At 57.5% G+C, this 26,657-nt stretch carries 21 protein-coding genes; 14 read left to right on the top strand and 7 right to left on the bottom strand.

Features of this window, described 5'->3' with window-relative positions; translation table 11 throughout:
* Positions 1 to 1,215, top strand: a 1,215-nt coding sequence (locus tag ACMX25_RS36190; protein ID WP_414952933.1) for an IS256 family transposase, incomplete at its 5' end; no start/stop codon positions are given.
* A 300-nt stretch (positions 1,216 to 1,515) separates the two neighbouring features.
* Here the strand turns inward: ACMX25_RS36190 and ACMX25_RS36185 are convergent.
* The 5 genes from ACMX25_RS36185 to imuA form a co-directional block, all read right to left on the bottom strand.
* On the bottom strand, positions 1,516 to 2,271 hold the full coding sequence (locus tag ACMX25_RS36185; protein ID WP_414954680.1) for a GNAT family N-acetyltransferase: 756 nt from the start codon (positions 2,269 to 2,271) through the stop codon (positions 1,516 to 1,518).
* Positions 2,272 to 2,461: 190 nt separating this feature from the next.
* Positions 2,462 to 2,941, bottom strand: a complete 480-nt coding sequence (locus ACMX25_RS36180) for a YjjA family protein (RefSeq protein WP_414954679.1) — start codon at positions 2,939 to 2,941, stop codon at positions 2,462 to 2,464.
* Between the two features lie 132 nt (positions 2,942 to 3,073).
* Positions 3,074 to 6,235 carry an error-prone DNA polymerase gene (locus tag ACMX25_RS36175; protein WP_414954678.1) on the bottom strand — a complete coding sequence of 1,054 codons (3,162 nt, stop codon included), beginning with the start codon at positions 6,233 to 6,235 and terminating at the stop codon, positions 3,074 to 3,076.
* A gap of 6 nt (positions 6,236 to 6,241) precedes the next feature.
* The gene (locus tag ACMX25_RS36170) at positions 6,242 to 7,735 is read right to left on the bottom strand and encodes a Y-family DNA polymerase (RefSeq protein ID WP_414954677.1); all 1,494 of its coding nucleotides are present in this window, start codon (positions 7,733 to 7,735) and stop codon (positions 6,242 to 6,244) included.
* On the bottom strand, positions 7,665 to 8,372 hold the full coding sequence (gene imuA, locus ACMX25_RS36165; RefSeq protein WP_414954676.1) for a translesion DNA synthesis-associated protein ImuA: 708 nt from the start codon (positions 8,370 to 8,372) through the stop codon (positions 7,665 to 7,667). The genes ACMX25_RS36170 and imuA overlap by 71 nt, the downstream gene beginning before the upstream one ends.
* 152 nt (positions 8,373 to 8,524) lie before the next feature.
* On the opposite strand from imuA, the gene ACMX25_RS36160 reads away from it, so the two are divergent.
* The 10 genes from ACMX25_RS36160 (at position 8,525) to ACMX25_RS36115 (ending at position 18,163) form a co-directional block, all read left to right on the top strand.
* Positions 8,525 to 9,442 carry a DUF72 domain-containing protein gene (locus tag ACMX25_RS36160; RefSeq protein ID WP_414954675.1) on the top strand — a complete coding sequence of 306 codons (918 nt, stop codon included), beginning with the start codon at positions 8,525 to 8,527 and terminating at the stop codon, positions 9,440 to 9,442.
* A 957-nt stretch (positions 9,443 to 10,399) separates the two neighbouring features.
* On the top strand, positions 10,400 to 10,771 hold the full coding sequence (locus ACMX25_RS36155) for a translation initiation factor Sui1 (protein ID WP_414954674.1): 372 nt from the start codon (positions 10,400 to 10,402) through the stop codon (positions 10,769 to 10,771).
* 156 nt (positions 10,772 to 10,927) lie between these two features.
* Positions 10,928 to 11,872: an alpha/beta fold hydrolase gene (locus tag ACMX25_RS36150; protein WP_414954673.1), complete on the top strand. Its 945-nt coding sequence runs from the start codon at positions 10,928 to 10,930 to the stop codon at positions 11,870 to 11,872.
* An 18-nt stretch (positions 11,873 to 11,890) separates the two neighbouring features.
* The gene (locus ACMX25_RS36145) at positions 11,891 to 12,901 is read left to right on the top strand and encodes an alpha/beta fold hydrolase (RefSeq protein WP_414954672.1); all 1,011 of its coding nucleotides are present in this window, start codon (positions 11,891 to 11,893) and stop codon (positions 12,899 to 12,901) included.
* Between the two features lie 151 nt (positions 12,902 to 13,052).
* The gene (locus ACMX25_RS36140) at positions 13,053 to 13,262 is read left to right on the top strand and encodes a hypervirulence associated TUDOR domain-containing protein (protein ID WP_414954671.1); all 210 of its coding nucleotides are present in this window, start codon (positions 13,053 to 13,055) and stop codon (positions 13,260 to 13,262) included.
* A gap of 72 nt (positions 13,263 to 13,334) precedes the next feature.
* Positions 13,335 to 14,099: an SDR family NAD(P)-dependent oxidoreductase gene (locus ACMX25_RS36135; protein ID WP_414954670.1), complete on the top strand. Its 765-nt coding sequence runs from the start codon at positions 13,335 to 13,337 to the stop codon at positions 14,097 to 14,099.
* A 595-nt stretch (positions 14,100 to 14,694) separates the two neighbouring features.
* Positions 14,695 to 15,045, top strand: coding sequence for a DUF4148 domain-containing protein (locus ACMX25_RS36130; protein ID WP_414954669.1), 351 nt, complete (start codon positions 14,695 to 14,697; stop codon positions 15,043 to 15,045).
* 194 nt (positions 15,046 to 15,239) lie between these two features.
* On the top strand, positions 15,240 to 15,965 hold the full coding sequence (locus ACMX25_RS36125; protein WP_414954681.1) for an alpha/beta hydrolase: 726 nt from the start codon (positions 15,240 to 15,242) through the stop codon (positions 15,963 to 15,965).
* Between the two features lie 111 nt (positions 15,966 to 16,076).
* Positions 16,077 to 16,754, top strand: coding sequence for a heavy metal response regulator transcription factor (locus ACMX25_RS36120; protein WP_414954668.1), 678 nt, complete (start codon positions 16,077 to 16,079; stop codon positions 16,752 to 16,754).
* Positions 16,754 to 18,163, top strand: a complete 1,410-nt coding sequence (locus tag ACMX25_RS36115; protein ID WP_414954667.1) for a heavy metal sensor histidine kinase — start codon at positions 16,754 to 16,756, stop codon at positions 18,161 to 18,163. Before ACMX25_RS36120 ends, ACMX25_RS36115 begins: the two co-directional genes overlap by 1 nt.
* Before the next feature lie 154 nt (positions 18,164 to 18,317).
* On the opposite strand, the gene ACMX25_RS36110 is transcribed toward ACMX25_RS36115, so the two are convergent.
* Positions 18,318 to 19,232, bottom strand: coding sequence for a LysR family transcriptional regulator (locus ACMX25_RS36110; RefSeq protein WP_414954666.1), 915 nt, complete (start codon positions 19,230 to 19,232; stop codon positions 18,318 to 18,320).
* Positions 19,233 to 19,336: 104 nt separating this feature from the next.
* Here ACMX25_RS36110 and metE point away from each other — a divergent pair, with 104 nt between their 5' ends.
* The 3 genes from metE to ACMX25_RS36095 all read left to right on the top strand — a co-directional run bounded on the left by metE (position 19,337) and on the right by ACMX25_RS36095 (position 25,150).
* Positions 19,337 to 21,616 carry a 5-methyltetrahydropteroyltriglutamate--homocysteine S-methyltransferase gene (gene metE / locus ACMX25_RS36105; RefSeq protein ID WP_414954665.1) on the top strand — a complete coding sequence of 760 codons (2,280 nt, stop codon included), beginning with the start codon at positions 19,337 to 19,339 and terminating at the stop codon, positions 21,614 to 21,616.
* 192 nt (positions 21,617 to 21,808) lie between these two features.
* Positions 21,809 to 23,092, top strand: a complete 1,284-nt coding sequence (locus ACMX25_RS36100; RefSeq protein ID WP_414954664.1) for a cystathionine gamma-synthase family protein — start codon at positions 21,809 to 21,811, stop codon at positions 23,090 to 23,092.
* A 1,086-nt stretch (positions 23,093 to 24,178) separates the two neighbouring features.
* Positions 24,179 to 25,150, top strand: coding sequence for a LysR family transcriptional regulator (locus ACMX25_RS36095; RefSeq protein ID WP_414954663.1), 972 nt, complete (start codon positions 24,179 to 24,181; stop codon positions 25,148 to 25,150).
* A gap of 2 nt (positions 25,151 to 25,152) precedes the next feature.
* Here the strand turns inward: ACMX25_RS36095 and ACMX25_RS36090 are convergent, their stop codons facing one another.
* Entirely contained in the window at positions 25,153 to 26,631 is a 1,479-nt protein-coding gene (locus ACMX25_RS36090; RefSeq protein WP_414954662.1) for a M81 family metallopeptidase, read from the bottom strand.
* Between the last annotated feature and the right edge of the window lie 26 nt (positions 26,632 to 26,657).

Below are 26,657 nucleotides of genomic sequence, written 5' to 3'. Positions count from 1 at the left end.
CCATCAATTCCTAAAGAACTGATCGATGAGTTCGTCAAGGGTCCAATGAGTGCCGAGGCGATCCAGTCGGCGTCGATGGCCTTCAAGAAGGCGTTAATCGAACGGGCGCTGGGCGCTGAACTGGGCCATCACCTTGGATATCCGGTGGGCGCTGAACGGCCTGAGGAGCTCACCAATCACCGTAACGGCAAGAGCGCCAAGACGGTACTGACCGACGACGGTCCGCTGCGTCTAGAGATCCCGCGGGATCGCGACGGCAGCTTTGCACCCATCCTCATTCCCAAGCACGAGCGCCGCTTTACCGGCTTTGACGACAAGATCATCGCCATGTACGCCCGAGGCATGACGGTGCGCGAAATCCAGGGCTTTCTGATTGACCAGTACGGCACCGACGTATCGCCGGAGTTCATCAGCTCGGTCACCGATGCCGTCATGGACGAGATCGCCGTCTGGCAGTCCCGACCGCTCGAGCCGATGTATCCCGTCGTGTTCTTCGATGCCCTGCGCGTAAAAATCCGAGACGAAGGCGTGGTGCGCAACAAGGCCATCTACCTGGCTTTGGGCATGCTGCCGGATGGCACACGCGACATACTGGGGCTGTGGATCGAGAACACGGAAGGTGCCAAGTTCTGGATGAAGGTGTTTGCCGACCTGCAGACGCGAGGCGTACAGGACATCCTGATCGCAGTCACCGATGGCTTGAAAGGCATGCCCGAGGCACTCGCCGCAGTGTTTCCGGCCACTACGCTGCAGACGTGCATCGTGCATTTAATTCGCAACAGTCTGGACTTTGCGAGCTGGAAGGACCGGCGAGAGCTAGCATCAGCGCTCAAGCCAATTTATTCGGCGGCAAGCGCCGACGCGGCACAGGCTGAACTTAATGCGTTCGAACAAGGCGCCTGGGGTCAGAAATTTCCAACCGTCGTGGCGGCATGGCGACGCGCCTGGGACCGGGTGATTCCGTTCTTCGCGTTTCCGCCAGCAGTGCGCAAGGTGATTTACACGACTAACGCCATTGAGAGTATTAACGCGCGGTTACGCAAGATTGTGAAGACTCGCGGTCACTTCCCCAGCGACGAAGCCGCGACCAAGCTGATCTGGCTGGCTCTGCAAAACATCACCGCAAACTGGGGCCACGCGGCTCATGACTGGAAAGCGGCGATGAATCAATTTGCCATTCTCTATGAAGATCGATTCACCCGGCCGAGCTCATAAGGTTTGAGTCTGGTCCGCTGCGAAGCGGGCCTTTAACGCCTTGCACACAAAAATACTGACAGTTCCCGACATGCCGTAGCTTCTTCAAATAGTGAAAACCGAATCGTGATCATCGCTGCTTTCCACCATATTGTCGCGAAAATGGCGCATTGATGGGGCGCGGGCGGGGTCGCCCACAAGCGCTGGTTGATCAGGCATGAATAGAGTTACGCCAAAGAAGGGAGCAGCCGTTGAGTTTTGCGAAGGAACACAGACAATCAATCTGACTTCGACCGGCAAAGTATGTTCGACCTTAGTGGCTTACGGCCACGTCGTCATCACGCCATTTTGAGCGACAATGACGAATCTCGAAAAGTCTCGATCAGCAATGCGGATGTTGGCCTGCCCAACGTTTTCGTAAATGAGGTTCGTTGCAAGGGATAGCCGATCAGTAAGAGTACGGAATATAGGCAATTGTAGTAGACGGCGTCCCGGTGGCCACAATCTCCCAGCAACTGTTCTCGCACCTACCTCGGACCGTTCACCGCTCCCCCAAAAAACCTTGGGGACCATCGTGTAAGACGTGCGCGGACTGTCGCCATGCCCGTCGATATCGGTGAACCTCATCCCAATGCTCTCGGCCACCTTCATCGAAGCAACGTTACCCGGACGAATATCCGCGACAATTCTTTGCAATTCGAGCGAGCGAAACGCGTGCTCAACAATCACCCGCGCAGCCTCCACCGCATACCCATAACCGCAAGCATCGCGACAAAGTCGCCACCCAATCTCAATCTCCGGGCCAATCGCATCGCGGGGAATTAAAAGCACCCATCCTAAGAACCGCATCGGAGAGTCTTTGCGGAAAATAGACCAATACCCCAACCCATCACCGAACGATGTCCGAAGACGATGCTTCAAAAACCGCTCATGCGCTTCAGCATCGTGCCAAGGCCCATCGATAAACTGAGTGACCAGCGGATCAAGATCCATCGCCAGACATGCTTCGTAGTCCGTCATGATACGAGGGCGGATTAGCAGACGATCAGTCTCAAACGTGGGCAGAGCGTCGCTCATCGGAACTGGAGTTGAAATTAAAATCGGAACCAAAGAGGAGGGCGATACATCAAGCTAACCCCCGACAGGCCCTACAAAAATCGCAGGACCCACCGAGATTAAAAACAGCAAAAAACAGTCAACCCAAACAACTCATCAAGTTGCCCGAGCAGTATCAAACAATCAACCAACCATTCAAACAACCCAACCCCTACCCCCCACCCACCAGCGACTTCCCTTGCGAAAGAATCTTGTCACAAACCTGCTTTGTAACCTGCTGCTTCAACCCACCGCCGCTCAGATCCACCGACTTCCCATCGCCACTTTTCAACAGCCCCGCAGCCCCGGCGGTATACCCACTATCCGACGACGCAGCCGACGTCCCGCCCAGCTTGCTCATCAACGAGTCCTTGACCGACGACGCCCCGTTCCCACTGAGATAGTTGTTCTTGATACAGAACTGCAGCACACCGGCCACATTGCTCGTACTACCCGATGTCAGCGATGACCCGGTCAACCCGCCAGTCATACCGCTCATGCTCCCCAGGCTGCTGAGCCCCGTAGACGATGAACCATCGGAGCTTCCGCCTCCCTTCAGCAAATTGCCGAGCTGCGCGTGAGCGGCTGAAAAGGGTAACAACATTGCAATTGCGATGCCTGCAACAGTGCGGCGATACATACGGACTTTCATACTCGGACTCCTTGAGTGACAAATACCAGCCTCTAATATAGTGCGTTTCGCGCAAGACATTGAACAAGAACATCCCCGACTTGCGATAAACCAATTTAAATGGAGTGCTGATAATAAAAAATGACAAAAATATCAGTGAAAGTCGCGGCTAACACTCGTCAATCCACCCAGCAGATGCGACATATCCACCAACCGTTGTGCAACAAGATGTCGAACCTCGCCCTCGCATTGCCACGTACCATACACGGCCAGCAACGTCGAACCGAGCGCCTCGCGCCGCTGCTTCTCGAGCAGACTAGGCCACACAATAACGTTCACATTACCGGTCTCATCTTCAATCGTAACGAACATCACGCCCTTCGCGGTTCCAGGCCGTTGACGCACCGTCACGAGTCCGCACCCGCGTGCTAATTGCCCATTCCTGTAATCACGCAACGTAGCCGCCGACATCAACCGAAGCTCAAGCAACGCCGGCCGCAATAGTTCAAGCGGATGACGCCCGAGAGACAGACCCGTAGCCTTGTAGTCGCTGACAATATCGTCGGCTTCCGAAGGCGCGCCGAGCAGCGGCGTGACATCTTCCACGCGTGCATCGTTGAGCAGGTCCTTGTCGGGCACCGCGGCCACGGACTGCCATAACGCTTCCCGTCGATTACCAGCAAGTGAAGTCAACGCGTTGGCCGCAGCCAGCGCCTGCAAGTCATGCCGGTCAAGTTGCGCCCGTTGCGCGAGGTCCCCCACGCTCTCGAACTGACGCACACAACGCGCCGTTTCAATCCGCTCAGCCGCACCATCACGCATCCCGCGAAGCAGCGATAACCCCAGCCGCACTGCAGGCCTGCTGTCATCGCCACGGCATTCATCTGGATACTCAAGCACCGAATCCCAACCGCTCACTGTCACGTCGGCGGAAAACACAACTACGCCATGCCGCTTGGCGTCCTGCACGAGTTGCGAAGGGGAGTAGAAACCCATCGGTTGCGAGTTCAGCATGGCGGCGAGAAATGCTGCTGGTTCGTGTCGCTTCAACCAACTGCTGACATACACAAGCAACGCAAAACTCGCCGCATGGCTTTCAGGAAAACCATATTCACCAAAGCCCTTGATCTGCTCAAAAATAGCTTCTGCGAATTCCTTTTTATAACCGCGCTCGACCATGCCGTTCACAATCCGGTCATAATATTTTTCCAGACCTCCTTTGCGTTTCCATGCTGCCATTGCCCGCCGCAATGCATCGGCTTCACCGGCCGTGAACCCCGCTGCGATCATCGCGATCTGCATGACCTGTTCCTGAAATATCGGCACACCCAAGGTTCTTTCGAGCGCGACCTTTAACCCCTCGCTAGGATAATTAACTTCCTCCAACCCCTGACGCCGCCGCAAATACGGATGCACGGCACCACCCTGAATTGGACCGGGCCGTACGATCGCCACCTCGATCACCAGATCGTAAAACTCCTGCGGCCGCAGTCGCGGCAACATCGACATTTGCGCACGCGACTCAATCTGAAACACGCCAATAGTGTCCGCCTGCGAGATCATGTCGTAAGTCGGTTTATCGTCGGGCGGAATGTCCTGCATCTCGAAGCGCTCGCCGCGTTTCTCCGAGACAATATCGAGCGTGCGTCGAATGGCCGAGAGCATGCCGAGCGCGAGTACATCGACTTTTAAAAGCCCCAGCGCTTCCAGATCGTCCTTGTCCCACTGAATCACGCTGCGATCCACCATAGCCGCGTTTTCGATGGGAACCAGTCGCGTCAGTTTCTCCCGGCTGATCACAAAACCGCCTGAATGCTGCGATAAATGCCGTGGGAAATTCAGTAACTGCGCGGCCAGCGAAGCCCACGATTGAATCAACGTATTCTCCGGATCAAGCCCGGATTCTGTGAAGCGTTGCAGCAGGTCATGACTGGTATCGAACCACTGATGCGACTTCGCGACGCGATCCACAATCTGCGGATCAACGCCTAGCGCCTTACCCGTTTCACGCAATGCGCCGCGCGGCCGATACGTGGACACCGCCGCCGCAATCGCCGTCCGATCACGCCCATATTTACGATAGATGTACTGGATGACTTCCTCACGCCGCTGATGCTCGAAGTCGACATCAATATCCGGCGGTTCACCGCGTTCTTTACTGATAAACCGCTCGAACAACATATTGCTGCGGGCCGGGTCCACTTCAGTCACACCGAGGCAATAACACACAGCGGAATTCGCTGCGGAACCACGCCCTTGGCAAAGGATATTTTCAGCGCGCGCAAAGCGGACGAGGTCATAGACGGTGAGAAAATACGCCTCGTATTTCATATGCTCGATCAACTCGAGTTCATGTTCTATCTGCGCTTGAACCTTGTGTGGAACGCCGAGCGGAAAACGCCGATTCGCGCCAATATAGGTTTCCTGCCGCAAATACGCGGCGTGGGTATAACCGGCCGGCACAATCTCGTCGGGATAGTCGTAACGCAAATCATCGAGTGAAAACGTGCAGTGCTTGAGCACGTTGAGCGTTTCGCCAAGCGTGTATTCCGGATAGAGATTCGCGAGCCGCAACCTGGAGCGCAAATGCTGTTCGGCGTTCGGCGCGAGATCGTAACCACATTCGGACACCGGCTTGCCAATGCGAATGGCCGTCATGGTGTCCTGCAACGGTTTGCGCGAACGCACGTGCATGACCACGTTGCCGGTTGCCACCACGGGCACCTTATGAAACGCAGCCACGTGCTCGACAATCCCCCGGTGGATGTCATCGAGTGCGCGCTGATGCAGCGTCAATCCAACCCACGCGCGTTGAGGAAACGTCGTGTCGAGCCATTCTATCTGGGCATCGAGCGCGGCCTGCTTCGCGGGGAAATCGGGCACCAGGATCGCGAGGCAATCGGGCATGCCGCGCAGATGCGCGAAGTCTTTATCGGGCCGTGCCAGATCGTTAGGCGTGAGCAAGTACGCGCCTTTTTTCGAGCGCATGCGGGCAATGGTGATGAGCTCGGACAAATTGCCGTACCCATTGCGGTTCGTTGCCAGCAAAATGAGCCCGAAGGCGGGCGAAAGATCCGCGTTGACGAGCTTGAAATACGAGCCAATCATCAGCGGAAAATTCAGGGTCTTCGCCTCCACATGTGCGCGCACGACACCGGCGAGCGAGCATTCATCGGTGATTGCCAGACCGGCATAACCGAGTTGCGCCGCGCGCGCGACCAGCTCCTCTCCACGCGATGCCCCGTGCAGGAACGTGAAGTTGGAAAACGCGAAAAGCTCCGCATACGCGGGCAGCATGGAGAAGGTGGTATCCACGGCGCATCATCCAAACAGGCCGTGGAGAAACCAGCGCGGATCTTCGGCGTCAGCACTGCCAGGCCGCTCGCGATAAATCCAGTAGCAACTTTGATCGCTGGCTTGCGCGACGAAATAATCGCGGCTCATCAAATTACTGTCGAACCATCCCGCTTCGATGCGCTCCGCCGGCGACACCAGTTTCAGCGACGACCCATAAAACGGCCGATGATTTTTCATCATCAATTGCAGGGGCTTTTCAAGCAGCCAAGCTGGACGCGGCAGATCGGACGGCACGGCTTCCAGCTTTTGAGGACGGGTGGTATCGGCGACGGAGATCCATCGATTAGCCTGTTCAGGCCGGTAATCCGATGAAGGCGCCGCACGCAGTACGTTGTCGGCGCCCAGCCGCGCAACCAGCAATTCCAGCAAACGGTTGTGGTCTTCAGGCGAGCCGCCGGGTTCGGGAAAAAGCGTCTCGGTAGGCGGCTCGGCGGGCTGTATTTTTGCGGCGCTCAGACGCAGCGCGATCACCGGCGCCACGAGTTCCGTGCGGCCAAGCCGCTCCTTGAACAAGCGCACCAGATGTTCTTCGTGCCAGGTGGGTTCGGCGAGCGCGATCTGGATAACGGTGGGGTCGATAGCATCGCGGCCGCGCTCGTGTTCCAGCGTGAGCGTGGCGTGCGTGAGCGCCAGTTGCTGCGCGCTAAGCCAGCCGCACAATTGCACGATCAACCGGCGCGCGGAAAACAGCATGGCTTCAGCGTGCTCAATGCGATCGGGCAACTCGATGCGCGCGCTGAAAGCCGGCGGCACAGCCAGCCATTCGTATAGCTCGGGCGCGAGTCCATAAGCGCGATCGAGCGAATCCAGCAGCGCGACGCCGCAACGCTTTTTAAGCCCCGCACGCGGCAGGCGGCGGATGTCATTCAGTGTCTTGCAACCCAGCCCGTTGAACCAGTCCGCGAACGCACGCACTTCCGGCGCGGCCTGGAACGGCAGCGTTCCGAGCTTGCGTTCAAGCGACGCCATTTTCAGCACGCGCCGCTTGCCGAGATTCGCGTTCCGGGTGCTTTTGGCCAGCAGCCACGCGCCCTGGCCGGTCGGCGCCGTGCTAAGGCGTGCCGTCACGCCGATGGCATCGACAATGTCTCGTATCTGATGACATAGCCGCACGATGCCGCCGAAGAGCCGCAGGCTCGCCGTGACGTCGATAACAATGGTTTCCTCATCGCAAAGCGCGACCATGGGTGAGAATTTCATCGACGAAAAAGCTACCTCGCGCATCAAGTCATTTTCTTTACTCAGCTCGCGCTCGAACATGAGGGTGTCGGGCGAGAGCGTGAGGACGCCGCCGCGTTTCATGCCTACGCACACGCCGGCCTCGCGAGCGCCTTGGTCTCCGATAAAGACCGTGTCTCGGTCGAGGACGACGCAGCCATGTTCGGGCCTACGCGACCAGCGTGGACGGAACACTTCCAGCGACAACCGGGGTAGATGTATGCCGACGTACACGGGCATGGGGACTCATTAGAACGGGAGAGGGTTGCAGGGTGACGGACAGCCTTTCGGCGCGGATCGGGCCTTTGCGCTTGATGATGTCGACAGCAATACCGTCGCCGGCCGGCCGCACGCACAGCCTCAGCGTGGCCGGTGACGAGTCCGCCGCGCTCGCGAGCGGCCGCACCATCAGGAATAGCGTTTCAGAGGATTGCGCGGCCATGTGGAGGCGCCGCAGCGACTCCGTGCGCGCGTATTGCTGCCAGAAGATGAGCGCGCCGCAGCTGCCGGTCTTGAGGATTTGCTCGGCTGACCACAATGCGTCAGCCAGTTTCGATGCACGCACCTGGAGCAGCTTTTCGAGCGGCACACCCAGGTATGCAAAAGCGAGAGAATTTGGACTATGAGGTGGTTGCACCAAGGCGATAGGGCGGCGGCTCACTGCGGCGAGCGCCGGGCGTAACAGCCTGACTTCGCCCACGCCCGGCTGCTGCACCAGCAACTCGATCAGGGTGCCCAGCGGCCAGCCGCCGCCCGGCAGCTCGGCCGACAGCATGGCGTAGCCCGTGTCGACCGTTTGCCCATGCGAGCGCGCGAGCTGCGACCCGCGCCACAAGGCGGGGTGGATGTCTTCGACGTTCTGGAGCAAGGCTGACATGGCAAATTTACCTGTATGGATGTACAGTACTTTACCTTGAATTCGGTTGAGCCTGAACTGCCCCTTTTAAAAGGCAGGGAGAAAAACGGGGAGGGAAATATGACCTGTGAATGTGGCAAAAGATGCGGCAAAAATGGTAGGGAGAATGCACGGTGACCATCATGGTTGGCACGGCTTCGTGGACGGACCCCACGCTGATCAAGTGCAAGCGTTTTTATCCGCCCGGCTGTTCGAGCGCGGAGGCGCGGTTGCGTTATTACGCGTCCGTTTTCCCTTTGGTGGAGGTCGATTCCAGCTATTACGCCATGCCGAACGCCGCGAATTCGGTGTTGTGGGCTGAGCGGACACCGCCGGAGTTCGTGTTCAACATCAAGGCGTTCCGCTTGTTCACGGGGCATCAGACCGCACGCGACATGTTTCCGCCGGACATGCAGCCGCACCTGCCGCAGAACGGCAAGACGAGCCTGTATTACAAGGATTTGCCGGATGAGTTGCAGCAGGAATTATGGTGCCGGTACTTTGAAGCCGTTGAGCCGCTTCGTGCGGCCGGTAAGCTCGGCGCCGTGCATTTTCAGTTCGCGCCGTGGGTGATCTGCAATCCCCATGGCATCAGGCATGTCGAGCACTGCGCAGACGTCATGAGCGCAATGGACGGCTACACCATGGCAGTTGAGTTTCGCAACCAGACTTGGTTCGACGCAAAACGCCGCGATTCCACATTGGCTATGGAACGTGAGCGCGGGCTGGTGAATGTGGTGGTGGATGAACCGCAAGGGTCGAGTAACAGCATCCCTGCTATTTGGGAAACAACGCATCCGCGGCTGGCGTTGATTCGCATGCACGGACGCAATCAGGATACGTGGAATATCAAGGGCGCGGTTGCATCATCGTCGAGATTTAACTATGAGTACAACGACGATGAACTTGATTCGCTCGCTAGTCACATTATCGAAATTTCGAAGGCGGTTGAATTGACGCATGTGGTTTTTAATACCAACTATGAAGACCAGGGGCAGAAGAATGCGCTGAAGTTGATGGGCATTTTGGGGGCGAACGCAATATCGGTCTGATCGTTTCGTTCGCACTTTGGGGTTGAGGGTTGGGGTTCGTGCTGGGTTCTGGGGTTAGTGGTCTGGTTCAATGCCGGGTTGCACGGGTTCTGGCGTTTGCGGTGGAAGTCAATGCCGGGTTGCTGCTTTTCAGGTCTTTGCGGGTTCGGTGTTAGCGGATTTCTTTATCACTATTAGCCACTGCGCGTGGCGGCGCGTCATTTCTTTGTCCAAAGCGACAAAGAAACGAAGCAAAGAAAACGCTTTCACCGCTCTACCCTAAGTGTCCACAGCGTGCAGTTTTGATTCATGGGTGCCCCAAAAGCACGGTGCTCGCCAGAGCTTAGGATGTGTGAAACCCTCCTTCTCGCGAATCCTGACAGTAAAACGCTTCGCCCCGTACGCTCTCGGGCAAGCACCAATGACTGAACCCGCCTAAGGAGCACCCCGCGCTATCCGCTGAAAACCTTCCACCGAATTTGTACGCATGCAGAACCATTTTTTAAACCACCCAGAAATGGATCTGCAGAATGCATAAAGCCTGACCCGGCAAATAACAATGCAAACTCATAGCTAACCCGCGAAGCACCACATCGGCAAATACGCGTGAGGCCGTGTGGGTCCGTGGAACACGGGTGCTAGCCCGAGAGCGTACGGGGCGAAGCGTGTTAATGTCAGGATTCGCGAGAAGGAGGGTTTCACACATCCGTGGCTCTGGCGAGCACCGTGCTTTTCGGGTACCAATGAAATAAAACTGCACGCTGTGGACACTTAATTTTTAGAGAGGTGAAAGCGTTTTCTTTGCTTCGTTTCTTTGTCGCTTTGGACAAAGAAATGACGTGCCGCCACGCACAGTGGCTAATAGTGATAAAGAGAAAACTCGACTCACGCAGACCACTAACACCGAAAGCACCAACCCGGCATTGACCCCGACCGCTAACCCCAGAACCCGTGCAACCCACCACTAACCAACCCACGATGAAGACCAGTGAAAAAAGCAGAGCAAATGGTGGTCTTGTCTATTCCACCGATGCCGGACGAATGTGCCCTGAATGCAGACAGCCACTCGCGGAATGTGCCTGCAAGAAGGCCAAGACACAACCGGCCGGTGATGGCGTGGTGCGAGTGTCTCGCGAGACCAAAGGCCGGGGCGGCAAAAGCGTGACAATCGTTAAAGGCCTGACCCTCGATCCCATCGCGTTGGCGTCGCTAGGCAAACAGTTACGCACAGCCTGCGGTTCCGGCGGAACGGTGAAAGACGGCGTAATTGAAGTGCAAGGCGACCATTGCGAGCGGGTTATCGAAGCGCTCAAGAAAAATGGCCACAACGCGAAGCGAGCCGGGGGATAAACGCTTCAATCATCGTAAGCTTAGCGGAAGAGCACATTAAGCCAGTGAGCAGAGAAACAGCTACATCAACCGTTCGCATGGTCACGCGAATTGCGACGAATCGCCTGAGGCGGTTGACCGAAGGCGCAAATTTCTAAAAGCGGTGGGAGCTTCGCTATGAAAGAATACGACATCAGCACCAATGGCATCTCCATGCACGTGACTGAGCAAGGAGACGGACCAGCGGTCCTTTTTTGCCACGGGTTTCCGGATACGTCCTATACGTGGCGTCGACAAATGGAAGCGGTGTCGTCGGCCGGATACCGCGCCATTGCTCCGGACATGCGCGGCTATGGCCGCAGCTCGGCGCCAGCAGACGCCGCCTTATACACGCCGCTGCACACGGCGGGCGACCTGATTGGACTGCTCGATACGCTAAAGATATCCAGCGCTATTTTAGTGGGCCATGACTGGGGCGCGACTCATGCATGGAATGCCGCGATGATGCGTCCCGACCGTTTCAAGGCGGTGTTCTGCCTGAGCGTACCCTACGTTCCACGCGGGGACGTGAGTGTCTTTGAACGCATGCGGAAGGCTGGTCATCAAAACGATTTCTACATGTTCGAACAGATCCGGCCAGACGCCGATAAAATTTGGGCCGACGCCTCAGTGACCATTCCAGGCATTCTGTATTGGGCATCAGGTTCCGCTCCGGCAGACACGCGATGGAGTCCTATGGATCCCGGACGAAGCCTTCATCGCGCGGCTCCCGGACCCTTGCCGTCGTGGGCGAAACCCGACTACGTGGCTCATAACATCGCGGAATTCCAGCGCACCGGTTTTCACGGCGCCCTGAACTACTATCGTGCCGCCGAACCGTATTTCTATTTGTCTGCGCCATGGAAGGGCGCGAAGATCACCCAGCCTTCTTTTTTCATTTGGGGAAAAGCGGATGGATTGAAAGAGCTTTATCCTCTTTCGATCGACCAGATGCGCGCGGGTCTTCCCGGTCTCGAAGGGGGGCTTGAACTCGATAATGTGGGCCACTGGGTACAACACGAAGCCCCTGACGTGGTCAACGACCAACTCGTGCAGTTCTTACGCACTGTAACCACGGCCTGACACGGCCCGATTCCCACCATGACCAAGCTGACCTCGCGCATCTTTAGCTCACCCCGTCACACGACACGTTACTGGGAGTGCGGGCCAGACAACGGCCCGCTGATGATCTTCGTCCATGGCTGGCCCGAAATTGGCCTCATGTGGCGCGCGCAGATCGAAGCATTCGCAGCCGAAGGATGGCGTTGCGTCGCGCCAGACATGCGCGGCTACGGCGGTTCATCGGTGCCGGCTTCGTCCGGCGACTATGTCTTGAGCGAGATCGTTCACGACATGGTGGAGCTTCACGATCATCTGGGAGCGCGCCCTGCAATCTGGGTTGGGCACGACTGGGGAAGTCCGGTAGCCGCTGCGCTGGCCGCGCACCACGGGCACCGGAGTCGCGGCGTGGTGCTGGTCTCGTTGCCTTACTTCCCCGAAGGCTTTGCGCTGCCAAATCTCGTGCGCCTGATCGACCGTCAGTTGTATCCATCCTACGAATATCCGGATGGGCAGTGGGACTACTACCGCTTCTATCTAACGCACTTTGAACAGACGGTTAGCGACTTCGAGGCAGATATCCCGGCCGCGCTCGCGTCACTCTATCGCTCGGGAAACCCCGCATCGGGTGGCCTGGTTTCTCCGTCCGCCTTGATCACAAGAAACGGCGGCCGTTATGGCGCGGCACATCGCGCCCCGCCGACGCAGCCTGACCCGGCACTATGGCCGCTCGCGGACTTCGATGCCTTGACCGAGGCGTTCCACGTCACGGGTTTTCGCCCGGCCAATACCTGGTACCTGAACGATGCCGCCAACATCGCCTACGCTCACGCCGCACCGGATGGCGGCCGGTTGCACCAGCCTGTGCTGCTCGTGAACGGCGATTGGGACATCATCTGCGACATCAACCGCAGCCGCCTCGGAGAACCCATGCGCGGCGCTTGCCAGGACCTCACCATAGCGAACGTTCCCGCAGGCCATTGGCTTCCACTTGAGCGCAAGAGCGAACTTGTTCAAGCAATCCGGTCGTGGCTGGAGGCAAAAGGGCTGTAGAGCGTCGGCCTGTTGTTGCCTTGGTTAATATCGTTGAGAGGTGAATCCGTGCGGAGGTCGAACGCTGACCTTCGGACGGAGAAAAGCGGGAACTGAAATTGCAGCACGCTGACCATGTTCTTGAAACCGCCGCATTTTTCAGGAGTTCGACATGGCTACGGTATCTAAAGGCGACAAAGTGAAGTGGGAAACATCGCAAGGCCCTACCGAAGGTACGGTCACGCGAAAAGTGACCGGTACCGCAAAGGTGGGCGGCCACGTTGCGAAGGCGTCTCCTCGCGATCCGCAATACGAAGTCAAAAGCGCAAAGAGCGGCAAAGCGGCGATTCACAAAGCCAGCGCGCTGAAAAAAGTACGCTGAGCATGTCAGCGTCCCTTAGCGCTGCAGCAGGGCAAGATGAAGGACTCGACACCAGGAGATATTTTGAATCAGATGCTCAAGATGTTTGATCTGTCAGGCAAGCGCGCGCTCGTGACCGGATCGAGTAGCGGGATTGGCTTTGCGCTCGCGCGCGGACTCGCGGGCGCCGGCGCGAAGGTTATTCTGAACGGCCGCAATGAGGCGCGGCTAGAAGAAGCGGTGGCAAGTTTGCGTGATGAAGGAATGACCGTTGACGCACTCAGTTTCGACGTGACGTCCCCATCGGCCGTGTCAGCGGCGATCGAAAAAATCGAACGTGAGGACGGCCCAATCGATATTCTCGTCAATAACGCCGGCATGCAGCGTCGTGCGCCTCTCGAGCAGTTTTCTCACGAGCAGTGGCAAGAGTTGATGAGGACAAACGTGGACAGCGTGTTCCTGGTGGGGCAGGCGGTCGCGCGTTTCATGATCACGCGGGGCGCCGGCAAAATCGTCAATATTTGCTCGGTTCAAAGTGAACTCGGACGACCCGACATCGCGGCATACACTGCGACGAAGGGCGCCGTGAAAATGTTGACCAAGGGTATGGCGATCGATTGGGGCAAGCACGGCATCCAGGTGAACGGGCTCGGACCGGGCTACTTCAAGACAGAATTGACTGAAGCGCTCGTGAATAACGAAACCTTTAGCGCATGGCTCATCGGGCGTACGCCGTCGCGGCGTTGGGGCGATGTCGAAGATCTCGTGGGCGCGGCAATATTCCTCACGAGTTCGGCCTCGAACTTTGTCAATGGACACATTCTTTATGTCGATGGCGGCGTGACGGCAACGCTTTAAGCCAGTTCATTTACTAAAGAAAACAAAAAGCGCGCTGTGGTCACAGCGCGCTTTTTTTGGTCCCGTGCGAACAGGAACGCTTGTGGAACGGTTCAATCATCCGCCGCTCGCGACCGGCTGGAAGTCCGCTCACGCGTCGGGCGGGAGCCCTCAAGCTACGGATCCCAATCTGCCTGCTTCTGCCCAAGATAACAATTTGGTAATGCTGACGTCAGTATTAGGCAAAGCTTGAAAGCCCATACTGTTTGCAAGTCACCGCGATATCAAGTGCTCACGGATAGAAGTTGATGGCAAAGCCTACTCTTATGTAAGCAAGATTCAACGCCGTTAGCGGTGGCTTACGAAGGTCTGTCAGTAGCAAGCCGCAAGAATTTTTGGTCGATCGTGGAATAACCGCAACGCCGCCGTGTTTGCCACTACATGAACACGGCAGATTAGATTCAACTAAGTAAGGATACCGAAACGAAGACAAAGCCACTGAACCGCAGCGTCAAGGCTCGTCATCGCACTTCGGCAGATACAGCGTCATCCGTTTTCTGGGCATTTGCCCGCTACTTAATCACATTCAATCGCACTCATTTAAGGAATGGTCATCATGAAAAAAGCTCTTGTTTGCCTCGCTCTTGCCGCTAGCGCATTGTCCGCTCCGGTCCTCAGCTTCGCACAATCGAATGCTCCTGTGACGCGCGCTGAAGTTCGTGCAGACCTGGTGCGTGTTGAACAGGCGGGCTACAACCCGTCGCGCGGTGGCGACGTCGATTACCCGGCCGACATCCAGGCTGCTGAAGCAAAGGTCGCGGCGCAAACCGGCCAGCAACAGGCGACGCAATCCTATGGCGGCGTGGCCGAGAACGGCACTTCGTCGTCAGGCGCCCCGATGCACACGGCCATGCACTCGACCTGCGTTGGTCCGGTCAGCTTCTGCAACATCTACGCGGGCAGCTAAGTGGCGCGGTTCAGGACCTGCGCAAGTCATGCGAATGACACGGACTTGCGCAGGACCTGATTTCGCCCGCAACTTGTCGTGCAATTCGATCCCTTCTCTCTACATAACTTTTAACGGAGTCTCTCGTGAAACTTTTGCCTTTGGTCGCCTCGGCCTTGTCATTGTCTGTTTGCCTCTTTGCATCGACTGGCGCAATGGCGCAGGATGCTCAGCCCAAGAACGCCCCGGTCAAGAACATTGTCCTGGTCCATGGCGCGTGGGTAGACGGCTCAGGCTGGAAACCGGTCTACAACATCCTGACCAAGGACGGTTATCACGTCACCATGGTGCAGGAACCGTTGAGCTCGCTCGAAGACGACGTCGCGACAACCAAGCGCGTTCTCGATCTGCAGTACGGTCCCACTATTCTTGTAGCTCACAGCTATGGCGGTTCCATCATCACTGAAGCAGGCGTGCATCCGAAGGTTGTCGGGCTGGTGTATGTGGCGGCGCACGCACCGGCAGTCGGCGAGGATGAGAGCGATCTTGGCAAGGGCATGCCCAGCTTTACGTCGAAGCAGGCGGGCGCAATCAAGAAAACCGACGACGGTTACACGTATCTGAATCCGGCAGATTTCCCGAAGGACTTCGCAGCTGATTTACCGCTCAAGCAAGCTCAATTCGAAGCGCAATCGCAGATACTGACGGCGGCCAAGGTTTTCTCTACGCCCATGGCCGTTGCCGCTTGGACCACCAAGCCTAGCTGGGGCATCGTCGCCGGAGCCGACAAGATCATCAACCCGGATCTCGAACGTTGGTACTACGCCCGTGCGCATAGCCACACGACCGTGATCCCGGGTGCAAGTCACTCGGTTTATGAGTCGCGTCCAAAGGAAGTGGCCGCCGTGATCGAAGATGCGGCCACGCATGCTCAGCAGTAAAGCGCTAGTGAGCGCGTAGGCGAGGCCCGGGGTTATTTTCCGTCGATCGGTATCAAACGGGGTGGCGTACTATTCTTTCGGTTAAATAAAATGTTGCAGCGAGGCGTCGATATGAGGGTTCTGGTCATTGAGGATGAGCAAAAGGCGCTCGCCTACATCAAGAAGGGTCTTGAAGAGGCCGGCTTTCTTGTCGATGTGGCGGCTGACGGCGCGGAAGGCCTGATCCTGGCGCGAGAGGATACGTATGACGTCATTGTGCTGGACGTGATGTTGCCGACCATGGACGGCTGGAGTGTCCTGAAGAACCTTCGAACCTTGAAAGCGACGCCTGTCCTGTTTCTGACCGCTCGTGACGACGTAATCGATCGCGTGCATGGGCTTGAACTAGGCGCCGATGATTACCTGGTCAAGCCGTTTGCATTTGTCGAACTGCTCGCGCGAGTCCGTACATTGGCGCGTAGAGGACCGCCACGGGAGCACGATTTGCTGACGCTCGCGGATCTGGAAATCGATGTGACCCGCCGCAAGGTTCGCCGTGCAGGCAAGCGGATAGAGCTGACTCCGCGCGAGTTCGCGCTGCTGCAATTGCTGGCGCGCAAGCAGGGCGAGGTGATGAGCCGAACGCAGATTGCATCGTATGTCTGGGACATGAATTTCGATAGCGACACCAATGTGGTCGAAGTCGCCATTCGACGGCTGCGAGCAAAAATTGACGATGACTTCGACGTCAAGCTCATCAAGACAGTACGCGGCGTGGGCTACGTCATCGACACGAAAGAGGACGACTGATGCGCTCCCGGTCGCTGACGGCCACACTGGCACTGGCCTTTGCAGGCACCACGCTGGCCGTGTTCGCCCTGGTTGGAAGCTACGTGTATGTGGCGCTGGCGCACGAGATCAGCACGCAAGACGATCAAGATATTGTGCTGGCGGCGCGGCACATGCGTCGCCTGACGGAGGAGTTGGCCAATGTGAATGACCTGTCGCAGCATCAGGAACGGCTGGTAAGTCAGGTGTTGGGCAACGAAGCTTTGTCGGCGGAAGTAATCGATTCGTCCGGTCAGGTTCTGCTGGAACATAACTTGTCCAATGCTGCGCTCAGCATCGTCTGGCCCCCGGCCAAGCTCGATGCCTCCGCGAGAATAACGCCGGGAGCAATCACCGCCTTGACCGCTAGCGACGGCACGCCGTTTCGGCGAATTGCCACCGAGGCAAAACTAGCCGATGGATCGAACGTGAAGATCGTCCTGATGCGCAACGTGGCCGACCGGCGACTTTTGCTACGGAAGTATCGCGATCGACTTTCCCTGGCAAGCGGCGCGGGTGCATTGCTGGCATTCCTGATGAGCTTCCTGCTGGTTCGTCAGTCACTCAAGCCCTTGCATGATATCGCGCATAGCGCGGCGGGCTTTACGACTGACAATCTTAGTGCGCGAATTGTGGTGCGCAAAGTGCCAAGAGAACTGGAGGCGCTGATTGCCTCGCTTAATCGCATGTTTTCCGGTTTCGAAGAGGGTTTCAACCGGCTCTCCCGATTTACAGCAGACCTGGCCCATGACATGCGCACGCCCTTGGCCAACCTGCGTGGCTCGACCGAGGTCGCGCTTGCCCGGCCACGTTCCAGTGAGGAATATCAGACGCTGTTGGCATCGAATCTAGAAGAGTGCGACCGCCTTTCAAGGATGATCGAAAATGTCCTCTTTCTCGCCCGTGCGGAGCATCCTCATTTTTCCCGGCACTTGTATGAGTTTGAGGTCGACGAAGAGCTTCTCAGGATAGCTGATTATTTTGAGGGAATTGCGGAAGACGCTGGCGTTCGAATTCGCGTGACGGGGCATGCGCGGTTGAAGGCGGATCTCGAACTTTTCCGGCGCGCCGTCAGCAACCTGCTTGCAAATGCGGTGCGCTTTACGCCGCGTGACGGCGAGATTATGTTGTCCGTTGCCGAACGCGACGGCGCGGTGCGCGTAGAAGTGATGAACGAAGGCGTTCCACTGGACGAGAGCCTGCTTGAGCGTGTCTTCGACCGGTTTTATCGCGCGGATCCGTCGAGGACGAGCGGTGCGTCGGCGAGCGGATCGACGGGTCTGGGGCTAGCGATAGTGCGCACGATCATGGAGTTGCACGGCGGCAAGGTGCATGCGGAAAGCGAACCGCAGGGAACGCGATTCGTCCTGACTTTCCCGTTGATCAAATGAGTTTTTGACTTGCGCCGCGATCCGCAAAAACCGTGCGCACAAGCCATTATCTCTATTACCCCGGTCGCGTTCACGTTCCGCGCAAGCTGCGAGCGTTCGTGGATTTCATGCAGGATCGATTGAATCGATAAGGCGCTACGGCGTTTAATATGAACTACGTCTGCTCTATTTCCACCGCCGCGTTCCAGTCGGAGCCGCGCGCAAGCTCAACAAAGGCGCTCAGATAATCGGTGGTCGTATCCGTGTCACGTACGCCCAGAAAGATCTGCTTGGCGATACCTTGCTTGCCCAGCCGGACCGCACTCACCGCGACCTTTTCCGCATACTCTTCAACGAGCCAGCGAGGCAATGCCGCGACGCCCCGGCCGCTCGCGACCATCTGCAACATGATGTCGGTGGTTTCTATGACCTTGTGCCGCTTCGGCATGACGTTCGCGGGCATGAGGAACTGGTTGTAGATATCGAGCCGATCGATCTCGACCGGATATGTAATCAGGACTTCGTCGGCGAGTTCATCGGGCAAGATGAAAGACTTCTGCGCTAGCCGATGCTGCCGGCCCACCACCAGCACCTGCTCATAATCAAACACCGGTTCGAAGCGCAAGCCGGGTTTTCTCAGCGGGTCCGGCGTGACCAATATGTCGATGTCATAGCCGAATAGCGCGCCAATGCCGCCGAACTGGAACTTCTGTTTGACATCGACATCCACGTCGGGCCAGCGCGCGAGATAGGGCGACACCACCTTGAGCAGCCACTGGTAGCAAGGATGGCATTCCATGCCAATCCGCAGCGTTCCACGCTGTCCCAGCGCAAATTGCCGCATGCGCTCTTCCGCATGTTCCATCTGCGGCAGCACGCGGTTGGCGAGCGCCAGCAGATACTGCCCCGCCTGGGTCAGGCGCAAATTGCGCCCGTCACGGCTCCACACGGCGGTCCCGAGTTGCTGTTCCATCTTCTTGACGGTATGGCTCAGCGCGGACTGCGTCAGACACAGCACGTTCGCGGCGGCAGTCAGCGAACCGTGACGGTCCACTTCCCGAATAATGGCCAGATGAGTTCGTTCAAGCATGCGGCGTCCATGAAAGGAACTAATCGATCAATGAGAAAAGACCATTATATTTCATAGGCCACGCAACCTATGATCGAGCCGTTCATTTCAGGAGCGGCACAGCAATGGTCACGACGCACAATTTGGGTTTCCCCCGCATCGGCGCAAAACGCGAACTGAAGTTCGCGCAGGAAAGTTATTGGAAAGGCCAGTCGTCACGTGACGAATTGATCGGCTTGGGCGCGCAGTTGCGCGAGCGGCATTGGGAAAACCAGGCCGGTCTCGACCATGTGCCCGTCGGCGATTTCTCGTTCTACGACCAAGTGCTTGATACGAGCTTCACACTCGGCAACGTCCCGGAACGCGTTCGCGGTTTTGACGGTGATCCGCTCGACAACTACTTCCGCGTTGCACGTGGCCGTTCCGCGCATGAGTCGGCATGCAGTTGCGGCGTGCAAGCTGGTGAGATGACGAAATGGTTCGATACTAACTATCATTACATCGTGCCGGAATTCAGCGCATCGACTGAGTTTTCACTCGACGCATCGCGTCTGCTTGATCAGTTGGCTCAAGCTCGTAAGCTCGGTGTGAAGGCCAAGCCGGTGATCATTGGCCCGGTGACGTATTTGTGGCTCGGCAAGGCCAAGGATGATTCGGACAAGCTCGCATTGTTGCCGCGTCTGCTGCCGGTCTATGCCGCGTTGCTCGAACAACTCGCGGCGCAAGGTGTGGAGTGGGTGCAGATCGACGAGCCGGCTCTCGTCACGGAACTCGACGCAACATGGCAGCAAGCGTTCATCACCGCGTACGACGCATTGAAAGGTTCGAGGGTCAAGCTTCTGCTAACGACCTACTTCGGACAGCTACAGAACAACCTGGAAATTGTGCGCAAGCTGCCGGTTCAAGGTTTGCATATCGATGCAATCAACGCACGTGCCGAAGTCGATAAGGTGCTCGCGCAATTGCCTTCGGACAAGGTGTTGTCGCTGGGTGTTATCAATGGCCGGAACATTTGGAGGAGCGATCTGAGCGCGGTGCTGGATTGGGTAGAACCGATTCATAAGGAATTGCAGGACCGTTTGTGGATTGCGCCGTCGTGCTCGTTGCTCCACGTTCCGGTTGATCTGACGAGCGAGCAAAAGCTAGATAAAGAGATTCAATCGTGGCTCGCATTTGCGTTGCAAAAGCTCGACGAACTGAAGGTGCTGGCCCAAGCGCTAAACGGCGGACGTCAATCGGTGCAAGCGGCGCTTGCTGAGAACGGGGCCGCGATTCAGGACCGCCGTTCGTCGCCGCGCGTGCACAACCCGGCTGTCAAGGCAGCGGTTGCGAAAATTGATGCAGCACTGGGCCGTCGTACAAGCGCTTACCCGCAACGCGCCACGAAGCAGTCGGCGTTGTTGAAGCTGCCGGCGTATCCGACAACGACGATTGGCTCGTTCCCGCAGACGGCTGAGATTCGCCAGGCTCGCAGCCAGTTCAAAAGCGGCGAACTGGATGACGCCGGTTACAAGGCCGTCATGCACAGCGAGATCACGCGCAGCGTGCGTGAACAGGAAGCGTTGGGACTCGATGTGCTCGTTCATGGCGAAGCCGAGCGCAATGACATGGTCGAGTACTTCGGCGAGCAGCTCGATGGCTACGCATTCAGTCAGTTTGGCTGGGTGCAGTCCTACGGTTCGCGCTGTGTGAAGCCGCCTATTCTGTTCGGCGACATCAGCCGTCCGAAGGCGATGACCGTGGAATGGATCAAGTACGCTCAATCGCAAACCGCCAAGCCGATGAAGGGCATGCTGACCGGGCCGGTGACTATCCTGAACTGGTCGTTCGTGCGCGACGACCAGCCGCGTTCGGTGTCGTGCCATCAGTTGGCGCTGGCTATTCGCGAAGAAGTGCTTGATCTGGAAAAGGCCGGCGTGCGCGTGATTCAGATCGACGAAGCAGCGTTGCGTGAAGGCTTGCCGTTGCGCAAGTCGCAATGGAACGAATACTTGCAGTGGGCTGTTGAATCGTTCCGCATCACGGCGAATGGCGTGCAGGATGAAACGCAGATCCATACGCATATGTGCTATTCGGAGTTCAACGACATCATCGCGTCGATTGCCGCTATGGATGCTGACGTGATCACGATCGAGACATCGCGTTCCGACATGGAGTTGCTCGATGCCTTCGATAACTTCAACTACCCTAACGAGATTGGACCGGGCGTGTACGACATCCACTCGCCGAATATTCCTAGCCAGGAGCACATTGTTCAATTGATGCGTAAAGCGGCGGAGCGGATTCCGGCGGAGCGGTTGTGGGTCAATCCGGATTGCGGGTTGAAGACGCGACAATGGGATGAAGTGATCCCCGCGCTCAAGAACATGGTCGCCGCCGCTAAGACGTTGCGCGCGGGTGTGTGATTAATACGCCTCTTAGAAGCATGAATGTGACGACGGCCGCCTTCGGGCGGCCGTTTTTTTTCAGGCGGCGCGCGCTTTGCTTGTACCAGCTAACGACTACCTTGGAGTAGCATGGTCTCGCCTTGCCGCGGGCTAATACGCCAAGACTGCGTGCAACGTTCGACTGCCGGTAAAACCTCATTTGGAGCAACCATGGCCTATCGCAACTACCATAAGCGCAAGATTGGCGACCGCGAATTGCATCCCCAGACACAGATGATGTCCTACGGCTACGATCCTTTCCTCTCGGAAGGATCGGTCAAGCCGCCCGTGTTCCTGACATCGACGTTTGCCTTTCGTACAGCAGAAGATGGCGCCGATTTCTTCGATATGGTCTCAGGCCGCAAACCTTCACCGGAGGGCGAAAGTGCGGGACTGGTTTATAGCCGTTTCAATCATCCGAACCTGGAGATCGTGGAGGATCGGCTCGCGCTTCTGGACGACTCTGAATCGGCCGTTGTGACATCGAGCGGCATGTCTGCCATTGCAGCGGTGTTGCTGGCGTTCCTGCGGCCGGGAGATTGCGTCGTGCAATCCGCGCCGCTGTACGGCGGGACGGAAACGCTGATCGCAAAGTTTCTGCCGGAGTGGGGCATCACATCGCAAGTCATCGACGATGGTCTTTCACCTAAGGCTATTCGCGATGCGCTCGAAGCCGCCGCGCAAAAAGGCAAGGTGCGGATGTGCTACATCGAGACGCCGGCTAATCCAACGAATGCGTTGTTTGATCTTGAAGGGCTGCGCCAGGAGATTGATGCGTTCGAGACGCGGCATGGTTATCGTCCGCTATCGGTGTGCGACAACACGCTGCTTGGGCCGTTGTATCAGAAGCCGGTTAAGCAAGGTATCGATCTCTGCGTGTATTCCCTGACGAAATACGTTGGCGGACATAGTGATCTGGTTGCGGGTGGCGTGACAGGCAGCCGTAGCCTTGTTACCAAGGTGCGTTCAATCCGGAGTGCGCTTGGCTCGCAACTCGATCCGCATTCATCGTGGATGATTACACGCTCGATGGAAACATTGGTCTTGCGCATGGAGCAGGCTGCCCGAAGCGGCACTGCCGTTGCGCAATGGCTGGCGAGCAATCCGCATCGGCCGGTGAAGGTTCTGCATCCTGAACTGAACGATGACCCTGTGTATCAGGCTGTGTATCGGCGTCAATGTACTGGACCGGGGTCTACGTTCGCGTTTGTACTCGATGGCGGACGCGAACAGGCTTTCAGGTTGATCAATGGTCTGGAGTTGTTCAAGTCGGCGGTTAGTCTGGGTGGGACGGAATCGTTGATTTGTCATCCGGCATCGACGACGCATTCGGGCGTACCTGTTGAGGCTCGCGCTGCGGCGGGGGTATCGGAGGGGTTGATTCGCGTGTCGGTCGGGCTCGAACATCCGGATGATCTGATTGCCGATTTGTCGGATGCGCTGGCGCATTGTTGAGGGGATATCGTTCGCACTGTTCGGGGGGGCGGGGGTAGGTTCTTGCGTTAACGGTCGGGTTCAATGCCGGGTTGCTGCTTTCCAGGTCTTCGCGCGTTTAGTGTTAGCTGATTTCTTTATCACTATTAGCCACTGCGCGTGGCGGCGCGTCATTTCTTTGTCCAAAGCGACAAAGAAACGAAGCAAAGAAAACGCTTTCACCGCTCTACCCTAAGTGTCCACAGCGTGCAGTTTCTATTCATGGGTGCCCCAAAAGCACGGTGCTCGCCAGAGCTTAGGATGTGTGAAACCCTCCTTCTCGCGAATCCTGACAGTAAAACGCTTCGCCCCGTACGCTCTCGGGCTAGCACCGGTGCCCCACAAACCCGCACGGCCTCACGCACTCTTATGGGTGCGGTTCTTCGCGGGTTAGCTGCTCGGTTTGCGCTGTCATTTTCGGGGGTTGGGCCTCACCCAATCTGCTCCCTTATTTCTTGGTGGGTTGGCGAAGTGGTTCGGCATGCATACAAATTTTGAGGTTGGTTCTCCGCGGATAGCGCGGGGTGCTCCTTGGGCAGGTTCAGTCGCTAGTGCTTGCCCGAGAGCGTACGGGGCGAAGCGTTTTACTGTCAGGATTCGCGAGAAGGAGGGGTTCACACATCCGTGGCTCTGGCGAGCACCGTGCTTTTGGGGTACCAATGAATAAAAACCGCACGCTGTGGACACTTAATTTTTAGAGAGTTGAAAGCGTTTTCTTTGCTTCGTTTCTTTGTCGCTTTGGACAAAGAAATGACGCGCCGCCACGCGCAGTGGCTAATAGAGCGAAAAAGATCAGCCAACACTAAACTTGCGAAGACCTAAAAAGCAGCAACCCGGCATAGACCTCGACCGCTAACGCAAGAACCCGCACAACCCAACACTAACCCCGACCGCTAACGCCAGAACCCACCCCCCGGCATACCCCCACGCCCCATCCCCTCAAACCCCGAGTGCGAACGAAAACCAATAGCGGTTACACTACCTCGACAAACGGCGCGAGCCACCAAAACACGGCGCGAGCCACAAATCCCCGCCCAATTCCCGCTGCGGCTCCCCCCGCCCAGTCCTATGCAAAATGGCATTTCTTTCGATCTGAAGGCGCTTGAAGTCTTCGTGCTTGTCGTCGAATCCGGCGGCATGACGGCGGCCGGCCAACGCCTGAGCATCACGCAATCGTCAGTCTCTCAAACGCTGTCGAATCTCGAACAAACACTCAATCTGCAATTATTGGATCGCTCGCAGCGGCCGCCGATGCTGACACCCGTCGGACGCCAGTTCTACAACCGCGCCTGTACGCTGCTCGATGACGCCAGGCATTTGAGCCAGGAGTTTCGCAAGCCGCTCGGTGAACCGCTCAAGCATATTCGGATTGCACTGGTGGATTCCATGGCGACCAGCATTGGCGCCGACCTGCTGGTTGCAATACGGCAGCGCACCGCGAACTGGTCGATGGTGACCGGGCAATCGCATCAACATGCCGAAGCGTTGTTGTCCCGACGAGTGGACATCATCATCTCCGATGACGTCGTGGCAAAAAATCCTTTGCTATACCGCCAGCGTATCTTGCGCGAACCCTTTGTGCTGGTTTTACCCGGCGACGTCAAAGGACCCGTTCCCTCTTTGCGCAACCTGCTCGTCAGAGGCGACTTCATTCGCTATAGCAATACAACCGTCATTGGCCGCAGCATCGAAACCCAGTTGGAGAAGTGGGGAATTCAACCGCCGCTGCGACTGCAACTCGACAATACGTTCGCCATCATGTCCCTCGTGATGGCCAACGCAGGCTGGACCATCACCACGCCGCTATGCCTGTTGCAGTCGGGGCTGACGCTGGACAATAAATTTTCCCAAGCATTTCGCTTGTCCCCGATTCCCGGCGAAGAGTTCTTTCGAGAACTGACCATGGTCGCCCGTCAGGACGATCTCGGCTTGCTGCCGCAGCAACTCGCGCAGGACAGCGTGGAGTTGCTGAAGAAGCGCTTCCTGCCGGTCATCGAGGCGAATGCGCCATGGGTGTTGCCATCTATTATGTTGGGCTAACTTCAAAGCAGCGTGACGCCCGCCCTCAGTTTTTCATAACGCAGTTGGCGCAAATCCGCGACATTGATACCGGGTGCCGCCACCACCAAAATCTCGTCTGCCAACGATGCAAAGTCGGCTCGGAAATGTACCGAACTCTTTAGAACCAGCGTGCGGTATTCGGCTGGATCGGCGCCGACATGGCGGAACATCGCTTGATCAGCCGCTTGCTGTTTTTTGCTCGACACCACGATTTCAATCCCACGCGGGCCGCCGCAGCGCACCCGGGCCATCGCCCCCAGATCCATGTGGCAGCCGTGGTAGAAGGGCCCTGTGCCGGTGAAGCGGCCGCTTCCCAGCGCCAGAACTTCGAACGGCGCCTGCACCGGCCCCGCGCCCAAACCGTCAGCCGCGCCGAGCGGGGCATAGATAACGGCGCCAATTCCCGCGTTCGTTGCTGCTTCGACAAATGCCGCATCGCACACGACCCCGGCGCACACCCGTTGCGCTTTTTGCTGCAGCAGTTCGTGCAGGATATCGGTGGTGTCGCCGTTGCCGCCGCCGCCCGGATTATCCTGGGTATCGGCGAGGATGACTGTGCCGCCGTCTGATTGCATCGCTCGCTCAAGCGCGTGCGCGACCGCCTCGGCCGGCGCGTAGAGACGCCCGCCGAAGTCAGCCCGTCTGTCTAGAACAGCCTGCGTCAAAGACTCAACTGCAGAGGCCACCGCAATCTGATTTGCGCCGTAAGCAATGACGCTGGGACCGCTATGGTGGATATCGGCAAGCGGAAAACCCGGCACGAAATCGGCGGCAAAAACCTGTTCCGACGCGAGCGATTCACCAAGCGCCATCAAACCACGCATCGGTTCGCTCAAGGTGCTTTGCCAAGGCATCGGAATCAGAAAAGGTATCTGACGATAGCCCTTGTGCAACACCTCGCCTGCCAGCAACCGGTCGAGCAGCACATGCGCACGCTGCCCGGTCTGCGCCATGTCGACATGCGGATAGCTGCGATACGTCACCAAACCGCTCGCATGGTCGATCATGGCCGGCGTGATATTGGCGTGAAAATCGAGCGCCGCGACTATCGGCATCGTGCTGCCGACGCGTTGACGAAGGCGTCGCAGCAACTCTCCTTCACCGTCTTCCAGATGCTCGCTGACCATCGCGCCATGCAGGTCGAGAAACAGCGCGTCCAGCGGGCCTGCATCGCGGATCATCCGGTCAAGCATGAAGGCAATTGCTTCGAATGCATCCTGCGTTACCGGACCGCTAGGATTGGCCGACGCCCACAATAACGGCACCAGTTGATGCGATGTGCGCGCAGCTTGAATGAAGCCATCTATTGCCAGATTGACGCCCGCGACCGCGCCGAACATCTCTTCGCCAACGAGCAAGCCCGGCCACGCGTCCGCTTCGACGAAAGTAGCAAAACTCGCCCGGCTGGCAGCAAAGGTATTCGTCTCATGTAGAAAGCCAGCGATCCCGATTCTTGCCACACCATCCCCTCAAATCAACATGGGCT

It is taken from the genome of Caballeronia eucalypticola (genome assembly GCF_047608185.1).
Classification (GTDB): domain Bacteria; phylum Pseudomonadota; class Gammaproteobacteria; order Burkholderiales; family Burkholderiaceae; genus Caballeronia.
This window is presented reverse-complemented; position numbering and strand designations above follow the sequence as displayed.

Bases quoted from the DNA above. Each gene is read 5' to 3' on its own strand.
- ACMX25_RS36185 (WP_414954680.1), bottom strand. From the start codon at position 2,271: ATGAGCGACGCTCTGCCCACGTTTGAGACTGATCGTCTGCTAATCCGC.
- ACMX25_RS36180 (WP_414954679.1), bottom strand. From the start codon at position 2,941: ATGAAAGTCCGTATGTATCGCCGCACTGTTGCAGGCATCGCAATTGCA.
- ACMX25_RS36170 (WP_414954677.1), bottom strand. From the start codon at position 7,735: ATGCCCGTGTACGTCGGCATACATCTACCCCGGTTGTCGCTGGAAGTG.
- imuA (WP_414954676.1), bottom strand. From the start codon at position 8,372: ATGTCAGCCTTGCTCCAGAACGTCGAAGACATCCACCCCGCCTTGTGG.
- ACMX25_RS36155 (WP_414954674.1), top strand. From the start codon at position 10,400: ATGAAGACCAGTGAAAAAAGCAGAGCAAATGGTGGTCTTGTCTATTCC.
- ACMX25_RS36150 (WP_414954673.1), top strand. From the start codon at position 10,928: ATGAAAGAATACGACATCAGCACCAATGGCATCTCCATGCACGTGACT.
- ACMX25_RS36145 (WP_414954672.1), top strand. From the start codon at position 11,891: ATGACCAAGCTGACCTCGCGCATCTTTAGCTCACCCCGTCACACGACA.
- ACMX25_RS36140 (WP_414954671.1), top strand. From the start codon at position 13,053: ATGGCTACGGTATCTAAAGGCGACAAAGTGAAGTGGGAAACATCGCAA.
- ACMX25_RS36135 (WP_414954670.1), top strand. From the start codon at position 13,335: ATGCTCAAGATGTTTGATCTGTCAGGCAAGCGCGCGCTCGTGACCGGA.
- ACMX25_RS36130 (WP_414954669.1), top strand. From the start codon at position 14,695: ATGAAAAAAGCTCTTGTTTGCCTCGCTCTTGCCGCTAGCGCATTGTCC.
- ACMX25_RS36125 (WP_414954681.1), top strand. From the start codon at position 15,240: ATGGCGCAGGATGCTCAGCCCAAGAACGCCCCGGTCAAGAACATTGTC.
- ACMX25_RS36120 (WP_414954668.1), top strand. From the start codon at position 16,077: ATGAGGGTTCTGGTCATTGAGGATGAGCAAAAGGCGCTCGCCTACATC.
- ACMX25_RS36115 (WP_414954667.1), top strand. From the start codon at position 16,754: ATGCGCTCCCGGTCGCTGACGGCCACACTGGCACTGGCCTTTGCAGGC.
- ACMX25_RS36110 (WP_414954666.1), bottom strand. From the start codon at position 19,232: ATGCTTGAACGAACTCATCTGGCCATTATTCGGGAAGTGGACCGTCAC.
- metE (WP_414954665.1), top strand. From the start codon at position 19,337: ATGGTCACGACGCACAATTTGGGTTTCCCCCGCATCGGCGCAAAACGC.
- ACMX25_RS36100 (WP_414954664.1), top strand. From the start codon at position 21,809: ATGGCCTATCGCAACTACCATAAGCGCAAGATTGGCGACCGCGAATTG.
- ACMX25_RS36095 (WP_414954663.1), top strand. From the start codon at position 24,179: ATGCAAAATGGCATTTCTTTCGATCTGAAGGCGCTTGAAGTCTTCGTG.